Source organism: Desulfoprunum benzoelyticum (assembly GCF_014201505.1).
Taxonomy (GTDB): Bacteria; Desulfobacterota; Desulfobulbia; order Desulfobulbales; family Desulfocapsaceae; genus Desulfoprunum; species Desulfoprunum benzoelyticum.
In genome coordinates this window covers 110109-121844 of record NZ_JACHEO010000010.1, presented here as the reverse complement: position 1 = coordinate 121844, position 11736 = coordinate 110109, and the positions used below count along the sequence as shown (strand labels likewise).

Here is an 11736-nt window from a genome sequence, read left to right as displayed (position 1 = left end):
GCCACTCGTGTTGTGTTATTTATCGTGCCGGAATCACAATAAATATACAACGCTTGTGGCCTTATTGCATTCTTTAAGTGAGAAATACGGGTTAGCCCAAGAAGTGGAAGGAAGGGCACCCCTTGAACCCGTACAACAGAACGACCTGGACGAACTCAAGCGATTGACGGAGCCGAAGCCGTGAACAAAGAAGGTGCGGAGGCCATTGCCCGTGACTATTTCAACACGCGGATCAAATTGGAATTCTTTTCAAAATTGCCGACCGGGTTGTACAGGTTCAATCCAGAGGATGAAATTTTATTCAGATTCGATTTGTTCGAGACGCCTCATCTTGGCGATTCGAAGTATGTGGCTGTTTCCAAGGTTACAAGACAAGCGAGATATGTCGGAAGGATTGGAGAGTAATCTGTCGCGCACCTGGAGAGAATTATGCTGATCAACCCCGAGTCGACCGGCATCTATCCTGTCTGAGTTGTTCTCGCGCCATGCCCTTGGAAGAAAAGATGGGTCTTCGGGATTGAGCGTTCGTGCAGTGAAAAATGAGTAGAAAAAAGAATGGACATACAGTCCTTATCAAAAGCGACCAAGGGGCAGCCTGTTCAATCTATCGTCGAGGACAGGGACCGGAGGGCGGGGACAGACAGGAAGGAGACTGCTGGAGTCCGCCGGCGGGGAAGGATTGACCAGAATTTGCCTACAAGTTCTGAAAAGAGAAAGCCCGCTGCATATTCTGCAACGGGCTTTTATATAAAACGCCTTAATATTCGGCTATTTATGAATGGTGGCGATGCAGGGACTTGAACCCCGGACACTGCGGATATGAGCCGCATGCTCTAACCAGCTGAGCTACATCGCCTCACGATAAGGTCAGTTTAAATACATCATTCCGCCCTTCGATGTCAATACCTTTTTCCCTGAAAGGACAGAGATGGCGGATCGCCATCGGCAGTTCGATTTTCCGTGTATCCATGACGTAGTGCCGCCGAAAAGAAAAAGGCCTCTTTGCAAGAGGCCTTTTTCTTTATTTACAGGCAGACCCAACCTCTACACGGCAGGTCGGGTCGCAGGGTATTACATCATGCCGCCCATACCGCCCATGCCGCCCATGCCGCCCATGCCGCCAGGCATACCGCCGGATGAATCCTTGTCCTCCGGCAGATCGGCGATCACGCATTCGGTGGTCAGGAGCATACCGGAAACGGATGCAGCATTCTGCAACGCGGTCCGGGTGACCTTGGCCGGGTCGATAACACCGGCGGCAATCAGGTCCTCGTACTCCTCGGTGGCGGCGTTAAAGCCCATCGCACCGGTGAGGCCCTTGACGTGCTCGACGATGACCGAGCCTTCACGGCCGGCATTGTTGGCAATCTGGCGTATCGGCTCCTCGAGGGAACGAAGCAGGATATTCTTGCCGAGCTGCTGTTCGCCTTTCAGCTTCAGCTCAGCCAAGGCCGGCAGGCAGCGGATGTAGGCAATGCCGCCACCGGGAACGACGCCTTCCTCGACCGCGGCGCGGGTGGCATTGAGGGCATCCTCGACGCGGGCCTTCTTCTCCTTCATCTCAACCTCGGTAGCGGCACCGACGTTGATGACGGCAACGCCGCCGATCAGTTTCGCCAGCCGCTCCTGCAGTTTCTCGCGATCGTAGTCGGAGGTCGTGTCCTCGATCTGGGTGCGGATCTGCTTGACCCGAGCCTCGAGTTTGGCCCTGTCACCGGCACCGTCAACGATGGTGGTGTTGTCCTTGTCGACAACGATGCGCTTGCAGGTACCAAGATCATTGAGAGTGACGTTCTCGAGTTTGATGCCGAGATCTTCGGTGATGACCTGGCCGCCGGTGAGGACGGCGAGATCCTCGAGCATCGCCTTGCGGCGATCACCGAAACCGGGAGCCTTGACGGCGGCGACATGCAGGGTGCCGCGCAGCTTGTTGACGACCAGGGTGGCCAAGGCCTCGCCGTCGACATCCTCGGCGACGATGAACAGGCCCTTGCCCATCTTGGCGACCGACTCGAGTACCGGCAGCAGGTCCTTCATGCTGGAAACTTTCTTCTCGACAAGGAGGATATACGGGTCTTCCATCACGACTTCCATCCGGTCGGGATCGGTGACGAAGTACGGCGACAGGTAGCCGCGGTCGAACTGCATGCCTTCAACGACCTCGAGGGTGGTATCCATCGATTTGGCTTCCTCGACGGTGATGACGCCTTCCTTGCCGACCTTGTCCATGGCCTCGGCGATGATGTTGCCGATGGTCTCGTCGCTGTTGGCGGAGATGGTGCCGACCTGGGCGATTTCCTTCTGCTCCTTGGTCGGGGTGGCGATCTTGGCCAGTTCAGCGATAACAACCTCGACACCCTTGTCGATGCCGCGCTTGATCTCCATCGGGTTGCCGCCGGCGGCGACCAGCTTGACACCCTCGGTGTAGATGGCCTGAGCCAGAACGGTGGCGGTGGTGGTGCCGTCACCGGCGACATCGGAGGTCTTGGAAGCGACTTCCTTGACCATCTGGGCGCCCATGTTCTCGAACTTGTCCTTCAATTCAATCTCTTTGGCTACGGTGACACCGTCCTTGGTGATGGTCGGGGCGCCGAAGGACTTCTCAATCAGTACGTTCCGGCCCTTGGGACCGAGGGTCACCTTGACGGCATCCGCCAGCGTGTTCACGCCCTTGAGAATCGACTCGCGAGCCTTGACTCCGTATTTGAGTTCTTTTCCAGCCATTATATCTTTCTCCCTAAGTAGTTATCCGTTTAAAATTCAACAATGCAGCATCCGTCGCTGCCTGATTTATTCAATTACGCCAAGGATATCATCTTCGCGCATGATGAGGTAATCATCACCGTCGAGTTTCACATCAGTGCCGCCATATTTGGAGAAGAGGACCCGATCGCCCTCTTTAACCTGCAGGCCGACACGCTCTCCCTTGTCATTGAGCTTGCCGGGACCAACGGCGACAACCTTGCCCTCGGCCGGCTTCTCTTTGGCGGTGTCGGGGATGATGATCCCACCTGCGGTCTTTGCCTCTTCTTCCAGACGTTTCACCAGAAGACGATCATTCAATGGACGAATTTTCATTACTACCTCCTACATGACATATATTGATTTCCGAACGGGCCCATCATGCAGAAATGTGTGGTTTCCCAATTCGATTTTTGCCCGATTTTCGGGCAGCTACCTCAAACTGGGCACACTATATGGCCAAAATCACAAAAATCAAGGGACGGCCGGGAAAAATTTCAGTAACACGAAAAAATTATAAAATCGATAAGTTATCGATAATGATCACGATATCCCCAATGATCAGCAGACCCGTACGACCCACTTGAACGGATCGTCGCCATAACCGCACTGGATGGCCTGCAATTCGGTGAACAGCCGTTGCGAAAGGGCGCCGATCTTCCCATCGTTGACATGATACACCTTCTCCCTGTACATCAGTTCCCCGACCGGTGAGATGACAGCGGCCGTACCGGTGCCGAAGGACTCCTGCAGGCGACCGTCGGCACAGGCCGCCAGGACCTCGTCGATCGTGATCCTGCGCTCGGCGGTCCTGATCCCCCAGCCGGCGGCCAGCTTCAGCACCGAATCACGGGTGATGCCGCCGAGGATCGACCCCTCCAGCGGCGGGGTAATCAGCTCGTCTTCGATCAGGAAAAAGATATTGCTCGTCCCCACCTCCTCCACATACCTGTGTTCACAGCCGTCAAGCCACAGCACCTGGGTATAGCCGGCCTTTTTGGCCAGCTGGGTGGTGAACAGCGAGGCGGCGTAATTGCCGCCGGTCTTGACGTTGCCGACTCCGCCCTTGACGGCCCGGACATACTCGTCGCTGACATAGATTTTTGTCGGGTTGAAACCCTCGGCATAATAGGCCCCGACCGGCGACAGGATAATATAGAAATAATAGGTTTCGGAAGGCCTGACCCCAAGATAGGGGTCGACGGCGATCATCGTCGGCCGGATATACAGAGACGCCCCCGCTGCCGATGGGATCCACTGCCGCTCCAGGTAGAGGAGGGCCTTCAATGACTTCAAGACCTTGTCAACCGGGAAACGGGGCATGCACATCCGCAATGCCGAGTTGTTCATCCTGTCGAAATTGTCCTGCGGCCGGAAAAGGAAAATCTGGTCGTCCTTGCCCCGGTAGGCCTTCATGCCCTCGAAAATCGCCTGACCGTAATGGAAGACCATCGAGGCGGGGTTGAGGTGGAAATCCTGATACGGGCAGATCTTCGTATCATGCCAGCCGTCCTGCCGGTTCCATTTCATCCACAGCATATGGTCGGTGAAATGAAGACCGAAACCGAGTTTGTCCTGCGGCGGCTTGGCCTTCATCCGGTCCTTTGCCACCTTCTCGAGCGCCACATCAAGATTTTCCCACATCCTGTGATTCTCCTTGCTGCCGTCTGTTTGTCTTTTATAAATCGACCGAACCATATATACTTGGTCCGGATTACATGCTCAGCAAACTGCTTACGATACCTCAGCTCTCTCGCTCATTGCAACGTTAATTGATGCCGACAAACAACGCCAGCCGCCCCACCGGCCCCGATCTGCAGCCGATCGAACCGCCCTCCCGGCAGCAATCCGCCAATCTCCAGCCGGTCAGGTATTTCCTCGCCGTCTTCCTCATCTCGACCTTCTTCCTCGGGCGGATCCTCTGGCCGTTCTGGTCGATCCTCGTCCTCTCCTTCCTGCTCACCAGCATGTTCCGGCCGGTGTATGCCTTTTTCCATCGCTGGCTGCCGGAATACGCGGCCTCCATTCTCACCTGTTTTTTGATCGTCGCCCTGGTCTTCGTCCCGTTGATCTTCTTTACCGGCTCCCTTGCCGGCGAGGCGCTGAATCTTTACAACTGGGGCAGGGACGCCCAGGTCGGCCTCAAACTCCAGACCTTCCTCCAGGAAAGCCCCCTCATCGTCCGCCTGCAGCAGCAGCTGCTCGAGTTCGGTCTCGAGTTCAAACCCACCATGGTCACCGACACCCTGACCTACCTGGCCAAGGAGGGGGGACTGTTCCTCTACAAGCAGGCGAGTGCCTGGGCCGCCAACATCATGCAGTTCCTCGGTCTGTTCTTCATGATGATCCTGGTGATCTTTTTCCTGCTGATCGATCTGCCGCGCCTGATGGAGTACCTGATCCGCCTCTCCCCCCTGCCGGACGACGAGGACCGCCTGCTGCTGGAGAAGTTCGAGCAGATCGCCAATGCGATCCTGATCGGCAACGGGATCTGCGGACTGACTCAGGGCATACTCGGAGGAGGGATTTACTCGATCATGGGGCTCAACTCGCCGATCCTGTGGGGGTGCATCATGGGGGTGCTGGCCTTCCTGCCGATCTTCGGCATCGGCCTGGTGATGATCCCGACGGCTATCATCCTGGCGATCAACGGCCGGGTCGGCGAAGGAATCTTCCTGTTCTGCTACTACTTCGCCCTGTCGATGTCGGTCGAGTATCTCCTCAAACCGAAACTCGTCGGCCGGCAGGTAAAGATGCACACCCTCCTGGTACTGCTGGCGATCCTTGGCGGACTGGCGGTCTACGGCATCCTCGGCATCATCTACGGACCGATTATCGTCACCGCCTTTCTGACCTTGTCGGATATTTATCTGAAAAAATACGCCCAGAATATCGAGAGGAACTGAGCCTTACGGCTGTCCGTCAACTCCGGGCGACCGGCAACCTGACGGTGAAACTGGCGCCGCCGCCGGCCGCCGTGCCGACGATGATCCTGCCGTGGTAATGGTCGACGATCTTCTTGACGCTGTACAGCCCCACGCCGCTGCCTTCCTTGCTGTCCGGGGCCTGAAAATACTCATCGAAGATCTGCTCGCGATACTGTTCCTGTATCCCCATGCCGTCATCTTCGATCACCAGGATCAGTTCATCATCCTCCCGGGTCAGCAGGATGTTGACCCGGCTCCGCGCATACTTCACCGCATTGCCGACCAGGTTCTCGATAAGGGTTTGAATCCTGGCGCAGTCGCCGGTAAACGGCATCGCCCCGGCATCATCTTTCCCCCTGCATTCCATCCCCAATTCGATATGCTCGACCTCGGCCTGCGGCCTGAAGCTTTCGACCACCGATTCCAGCAGGCCGCCGATGTCGAAGACTCCGTTGGCGAAATTGGGCTGCAGCCGGTCGCCGCGGAGATCGGCCGATACATGGTCGATGGTCGACGCGAGTTTCATCGCCGAATCATGAATGGCCCCGGCATACTCGACGATCTTGTCCCGATCGATCTCTTTTTGGGCCGACAGCTTGCGTGAAAATCCGATGATCGGCACAAGCGGTCCCTTGAGGTCATGAATCAGCATCGAGGTGAACCGCTTCCGTTGGTCGCTCAAGGCCCCGGTTCTCTCGTCGATCAACTCCTCGAGGTGAAAGCGGTGCTGCTCCAGCTCTTTTTCGCTGGCCTGCAGATGCTCCACCATGGTGTTGATATGGGCGCCGAGGATACCGATTTCGTCCCGCCCCACCTTTGTGATCCTGGTCGTCAGATCGCCGCCGGCAACACTGTCGATCGTTCGGGTGAATTCCCGCAGGGGCCGGACGATCCCCGCCGTGAGCACGGCGACGAGCAGACCGCTGATCAGCAGCAACAGACAATTGGCGACCAGCAGGACCATCCTGGTCCTGTCGAACACCCGCCCGGCCCTCTCGACGGCGGCAGATGCCGCATCTTTATGGAAGTCGGCCATCGCCGACAGGTTGTCGAGCCACCGGCGCTGCAGAGTCCGGACGGAGTCGAGCAGCATGGCCACCGCCTTCTCCTGGTCGCCGGCCCCCCCGAGTTCGATGACCGTTCGCCAGAGATCACGAACCACAGCGCCGTCGGTCTTGACCGCGACAAGCAGTTCCTTTCCTCCGGCCTCCATTTCCAGCGCCTCCAGCCTGTCCAGGCACTCCTGGTATCTTCGTCCATCCGCCGCCAGCCTCTCGAGCTCATACTCGATCGTGCCCGTATCCTTTGTCAGGAGGACGTTGCGGACTATCACGGCGCTGTTCCTCGCCAGGAAACGCAGATCCTGAGCCAGGACCAGCTGTTCGCCGCTCTTCAGCACGATCTCGTCAAGATTGCGCTTGATAGTGGCGAGAGATTTCATCTCAACCAGCATCACGGCCAGCATCAACAGGAAGACGGTGCCGACGACGAGGCCGATCCGGACGATAATCCGTACATTGCTGAAAGACATTATGCTGTACAGCCCTTTAGATTCATATCAACCTTCGCAATATGGACCAATATCCGTAAAAAAACGGACACTGCTCACGTGAAATCGATCGGGATCACATCCCAACAGGTCACAATGTCGCCGTTCCAGGTCACCGCCCGGACCTCGGCATCCTGGGAGACAACGATACCGAGAGCCTGATGCAGTCGGTTGCAGAGATAGTAGAGCGAGCGGTGGCGGGTGCCGACGCCCTCGATCTTCTCGATCTTTTTCCGTTTCCCTTCCGGGTCAAGGGCCCGCGCCACCTCGCCGCCCATCTCGAAGGTCCCCTGGATGATCCCGCCGAAACCGATCAATTCCGGCCCCTCGGTGGTCACCACCGCCCCGTCGATCCCGGTCAGGCGGGCAACAAAGCGGGCAAACTTGAATATCTGCTCATCCAGGGCGGCGACCTCGTCTCGCGGCAACTGGACGTAATCCCTCCAGCCGGCGACATAGGTGGGGCCGTGGCGTTTGCCGCACCTGATCGCCATCGTCTGCATGATCTCGAGAACCAGTCTCTTGAGCTGGCTGCGCGCACCTCCCTCGGCGAAGCGGTATTTCATCGAAATATACGGATTATCGTTAAAAACCATGTCTCCCAGGCCGGCCGGAAGGGAGATGATGGTCCCGCCATGACCGGAACGCCGAACCGTACTGATGACATGCTTGAAAAATTCAAGGTACAGAGTGCCGACAAAGGCGGGGTCGATCTGCGCCCACATCTCCCGGTCGTACAGGGGGTTGTCGGCATGCAGCGACGCCAGCTGCATCTGGACCTTGGCAAAACGCCGGCTCATCCAGTGCGACTTGAAGACATTGGCCGACGGCGAGATGATCGTCCCGCCGGTCAGCTGGGCGAGGATCGTCAGCCCCCGGCAGACGGTGATACGGCCGGGGCCGGTGACGTTGAGGCCGAGGGCCGGCGGCAGCGGCGTCGGCTGCTTGCTGCCGCCCTGGATGGCGTGGGTCCAGCGCGAACCGGAATGGATGAAGCCCCAGATCTGCAACCCTTCCTCCCGGTCCAGGCGGATGCCGATGATCGAGTTGTTGAAGTCGACAGCCGGGCCGAGCTTCATGATCTCGTATTCATTGTAGGGCCGCAGCTCGGAAAACCGCAGGGTGAAGAGGTCACGAAACGGACCGAAACATTTCGGGTTGAAGGCCTCAGGTTCGCACAGCATGACCCGGAACAACAGGCCGCGCGACTCCTCCTTCATATGGCTGACCTGGTAACAGGTGGAGACCAGCTCCTCGAGGATCTCTACCGCCGGCAGCTCAAAAGCTTTGTCCGCCTTGCGGCCCTTGGCCGGCATCGTTGTCTGCCACAGCTCGATAATTTTATCGACCAGATCTTTCGGATATTTGTGCAACATCGATCATCCCGCCGGAGCAACAGCCCTCGGTCCTCATGCTGCCGCTATCAGGCCTTTTCCTAAGGGCATGCGTATATTCGACCATTCTACAGGCAGAACGAGGTGAAAGCAAATCGACGGGCAGTTGACGGCCGACGCTACCCCTTGCCGGCGGCCTTTTCCCGGGCCAGGATGATCTTTTCGAAAAGTTCGTCGAAATCGACCGGTTTGAGGCAGTAGTCGAAGGCCCCCTTTCTCATGCCGATCAGGCCGGCGTTGATGGAGGCATGACCGGTGAGGATGATGACCTCGAGATCGGGCTTGACCTTCTTCATCTCGGCCATGCACTCCAGCCCGTCCAGACCCGGCATGCTGACATCCATGATCACGACGTCGAAATCGTCCCGGCTCAGCCAGTCCAGGGCCTCCATGCAGCCTCCGGCCAACTCGAAACCGATCCGGCGACGGGAGAAAAATTTGCTCATGATGGTACGGAAATCGACTTCGTCGTCAACGAGCAGCAGTTTCTTGTTCTCCGGCATGACCTGACTCCCCGAAAATTGGTGTTGTACAACAGGCCAGCATCTCTTCGATGTCGGCGATAAATTTGTCCCTGTACTGTCCAACCGTGCCGGAGTTGTTCATGACCATATCGAGCTGGCGGGCGTGAAGGGTGAGGTAGCCGAGAATCTGCAACCTCTGCTTCAGATACTCCGTCGGTTTCTTCTTCAGCGTCGCCAGCAGCGAGTCCGATTCCAGTTCGATCCGGAATTCATACGTCTCCAGGACATCGGCCAGCAGTCTGGCGCGGACCGCCTTGCGCCCGAGGTCGGCGGCCCCGCCTTTGAAGCGGAAGGTCACGTAGCTCTCGGTCAGCAGGTCGCTGAGGTAGGCCTCGATCATCGCATAGTGATACCCCAGCCGTACACTGAGGTTACAGAAATTCTCCGAAATCAGGAAGTAATTTTTCACCGTCAGCGCCGAGGCCACTGCCGGATCGAGTTCGGGTCGCATCGTCGACTGGAAGATGATCGAACCGAAGCCCCTGACGCTGACCGGCGGCGGTCCCTGCCAGGGAAAGGCGGAGATTCCCTTCCAGATCGCCAGCATCGGCACCGAGACGATATCCTCGATGCGGACGGTCTTTTCCTCGATATTGATCCCTTCCCGAAAACCATCGGCAAGGTCGATGACCCACCACTCCAGCGGCACCTTGCCGACCAGCCGTTTCGCCGCAGCCTGGTCAAAACCGTGGCGCTGCCCGAAATTGAACATCTCCGACACCGATTTTTCATGACAGAAACGGGTGATGTCATGCAGGGTCTCGCACCACGAGGGTTTGAACTGCGGCGAGGCGGGATCGTTGAGGTTGAGCGGGGTGACGTGCTGCAGGATCTCGGTCACGATCCGCTGCACCGGGCTGCCGGCCATGATGTCCTTGCGCACGGTCCGACGGCGGAGCAGGTCTTCCCGCCGCCCCCGGTAGATGGCACGGGAGCCGGCGTTGACGGTGATGATCTCGCCGTCGACCAGACCGGCCATCGCCCCCGGCAGACTGAACAGGGCCGGGATGCCGAATTCACGCGACACGGTGGCGAGATGGCCGGCCTCGCTGCCATGCTCGGCGATGACGGCCGTGGCCCGGCTCAACAGCGGGGCCCAGTCCGGCAGCGGATGCTCGAGGACCAGGACCGCCCCCTCCGGGAACCGGCGCATCGTCTCGGTAGTGTCGACCCGGAAGATCGGACCGCTGGCGATCCCGGCGCTGGCGCATATCCCGCCGAGCATGAAGGGGGCCTCGCCACCTTCTTCGACCTGGGGTGTCCGGTTGTCGTCGTCGTCACTGTCCTCGACTTTGACCGTCAGCATCGGCCGGCTCTGGAGAATGTGGAGCGTGCCCTGATGGTCAATGGACCATTCGATATCCTGAGGGGCGCCGAAATGCTGCTCGAGCCGCAGCGCCGCCTCGGCCAATTTCTTGATCTGGCCGTAGGTCAGCGCCGATGCGGTCTGATCCTGCCGCATCTCCCGATACACCACGGCGTGGGGTGTTTCCCGGCTGACCAGGTAGAGATCGGTGATCGTCGTCCCATCCACCACCCCCTTGGCGATCCCGGCAGTGGCGTTGATCCGGATAACCTCGCTTTCCTCCTCGCCGGGGTCACGGGAATACGTGACACCACTGACCAGAGAATCGACCATCACCAGACAGCCGACGCACATTTCGATATCCTCATGCCGATATCCGCGTTTGCGCCGGTAGGAAATGGCCCTCGCCCCGTACTTGCTGGCGACGATCTCCTTGTAGGCGGCAACGAGCGAATCCCGGTCGACATTGAGGATCGTACGATACAGGCCGGCAAAGGAGACCCCGGCGGTATCCTCGCCCAGGGCGCTCGAACGCAGGGCGACCCGGCAGTGCGGCACAGTTCCCCGTTCAAGGCGGGCGTAATGGACATACAGCAGCTCTTCGAGGTCAGGCGGCAGCGGGCTTTCCCTGACCATTTTCTGGATTTCCTCGCAGGTCCGGTACAGATCCTCGAGGTTGTCGGGATCGAGGACCTGCAGGCGGCGGTTGATCTCGGCCAGGTTCGCATCGGTGAGAAAATGCCTGGTGGCGGAAGCGGTGAGGACAAAGCCCTTCGGGATGACAAGACCGTCGATGGCCCCAACCTCTCCGAGATTGGCCATCTTCTCACCGACCTGGTCCCTGACCTCGCGCTTGACCTCGTCGAGCGGCAGCACCATAGGCCCCTGATGCAGGACCGGTCTGCGCTCGACGATGTTCTCGATATCCTGGCTGATCCGCTCGAAGACCGTCTCGAGATCCTTGTACTTGCCATCCGACATCGCCAGCAGGTTGCTGATCATCTTGTAGACATTGACCAGGATCGTGGTGATCTTCGAGCGGACAACGGCCATCCGGTAGCCCTTGCTGCCGTAATAGAGCTTCTCCAGTTCCGCCATCGCCTGCAGGGCGTTGTTGTTGGCCGTCAGCAGGCTGCGGAAATTTGCATACCGCTTCCTGAAGGCGTCGCGGAGTTCTTCGGGGCTCAGCCGCTGCTCCTGAACCGGTGAAAACATATTCCTGAAAAACGAGACGATTCGCTGCATGGCCTTCCCCAGAAAGCACACGGCGGACTGCAGGCAGGAGACGCTCCCA

9 protein-coding genes and 1 tRNA gene are annotated in these 11736 nt (G+C 58.4%); 2 read left to right on the top strand and 8 right to left on the bottom strand.

Features of this window, described 5'->3' with window-relative positions:
• Positions 1-184, top strand: a 184-nt coding sequence (locus HNQ81_RS17350; RefSeq protein ID WP_221270856.1) for a hypothetical protein, incomplete at its 5' end; no start/stop codon positions are given.
• A gap of 595 nt (positions 185-779) precedes the next feature.
• Here the strand turns inward: HNQ81_RS17350 and HNQ81_RS10015 are convergent.
• From HNQ81_RS10015 to HNQ81_RS10000, 4 genes are all read right to left on the bottom strand, one after another.
• Positions 780-856 (bottom strand) — tRNA-Met (locus tag HNQ81_RS10015).
• 215 nt (positions 857-1071) lie between these two features.
• Positions 1072-2724: a chaperonin GroEL gene (gene groL / locus HNQ81_RS10010; RefSeq protein ID WP_183350922.1), complete on the bottom strand. Its 1653-nt coding sequence runs from the start codon at positions 2722-2724 to the stop codon at positions 1072-1074.
• A 66-nt stretch (positions 2725-2790) separates the two neighbouring features.
• The gene (gene groES, locus HNQ81_RS10005; protein WP_183350920.1) at positions 2791-3078 is read right to left on the bottom strand and encodes a co-chaperone GroES; all 288 of its coding nucleotides are present in this window, start codon (positions 3076-3078) and stop codon (positions 2791-2793) included.
• A 225-nt stretch (positions 3079-3303) separates the two neighbouring features.
• Positions 3304-4386, bottom strand: a complete 1083-nt coding sequence (locus tag HNQ81_RS10000; protein WP_183350918.1) for a branched-chain amino acid aminotransferase — start codon at positions 4384-4386, stop codon at positions 3304-3306.
• A gap of 131 nt (positions 4387-4517) precedes the next feature.
• Between HNQ81_RS10000 and HNQ81_RS09995 the strand changes: the two genes are divergently transcribed.
• Positions 4518-5648, top strand: coding sequence for an AI-2E family transporter (locus HNQ81_RS09995; protein ID WP_183350916.1), 1131 nt, complete (start codon positions 4518-4520; stop codon positions 5646-5648).
• A 16-nt stretch (positions 5649-5664) separates the two neighbouring features.
• Here the strand turns inward: HNQ81_RS09995 and HNQ81_RS09990 are convergent, their stop codons facing one another.
• The 4 genes from HNQ81_RS09990 to HNQ81_RS09975 all read right to left on the bottom strand — a co-directional run bounded on the left by HNQ81_RS09990 (position 5665) and on the right by HNQ81_RS09975 (position 11687).
• Positions 5665-7200, bottom strand: a complete 1536-nt coding sequence (locus tag HNQ81_RS09990) for a sensor histidine kinase (RefSeq protein WP_183350914.1) — start codon at positions 7198-7200, stop codon at positions 5665-5667.
• 74 nt (positions 7201-7274) lie between these two features.
• Positions 7275-8594 (bottom strand): putative sensor domain DACNV-containing protein, encoded by a 1320-nt coding sequence (locus HNQ81_RS09985; RefSeq protein WP_183350913.1) that lies wholly within the window; start codon positions 8592-8594, stop codon positions 7275-7277.
• Between the two features lie 137 nt (positions 8595-8731).
• Complete coding sequence (locus HNQ81_RS09980) at positions 8732-9115, bottom strand: response regulator (RefSeq protein ID WP_183350911.1); 384 nt, start codon at positions 9113-9115, stop codon at positions 8732-8734.
• On the bottom strand, positions 9084-11687 hold the full coding sequence (locus tag HNQ81_RS09975) for a PEP/pyruvate-binding domain-containing protein (RefSeq protein ID WP_183350909.1): 2604 nt from the start codon (positions 11685-11687) through the stop codon (positions 9084-9086). The genes HNQ81_RS09980 and HNQ81_RS09975 overlap by 32 nt, the downstream gene beginning before the upstream one ends.
• Positions 11688-11736 lie beyond the last annotated feature (49 nt).

Bases quoted from the DNA above. Each gene is read 5' to 3' on its own strand.
- groL (WP_183350922.1), bottom strand. From the start codon at position 2,724: ATGGCTGGAAAAGAACTCAAATACGGAGTCAAGGCTCGCGAGTCGATT.
- groES (WP_183350920.1), bottom strand. From the start codon at position 3,078: ATGAAAATTCGTCCATTGAATGATCGTCTTCTGGTGAAACGTCTGGAA.
- HNQ81_RS10000 (WP_183350918.1), bottom strand. From the start codon at position 4,386: ATGTGGGAAAATCTTGATGTGGCGCTCGAGAAGGTGGCAAAGGACCGG.
- HNQ81_RS09995 (WP_183350916.1), top strand. From the start codon at position 4,518: ATGCCGACAAACAACGCCAGCCGCCCCACCGGCCCCGATCTGCAGCCG.
- HNQ81_RS09990 (WP_183350914.1), bottom strand. From the start codon at position 7,200: ATGTCTTTCAGCAATGTACGGATTATCGTCCGGATCGGCCTCGTCGTC.
- HNQ81_RS09985 (WP_183350913.1), bottom strand. From the start codon at position 8,594: ATGTTGCACAAATATCCGAAAGATCTGGTCGATAAAATTATCGAGCTG.
- HNQ81_RS09980 (WP_183350911.1), bottom strand. From the start codon at position 9,115: ATGCCGGAGAACAAGAAACTGCTGCTCGTTGACGACGAAGTCGATTTC.
- HNQ81_RS09975 (WP_183350909.1), bottom strand. From the start codon at position 11,687: ATGCAGCGAATCGTCTCGTTTTTCAGGAATATGTTTTCACCGGTTCAG.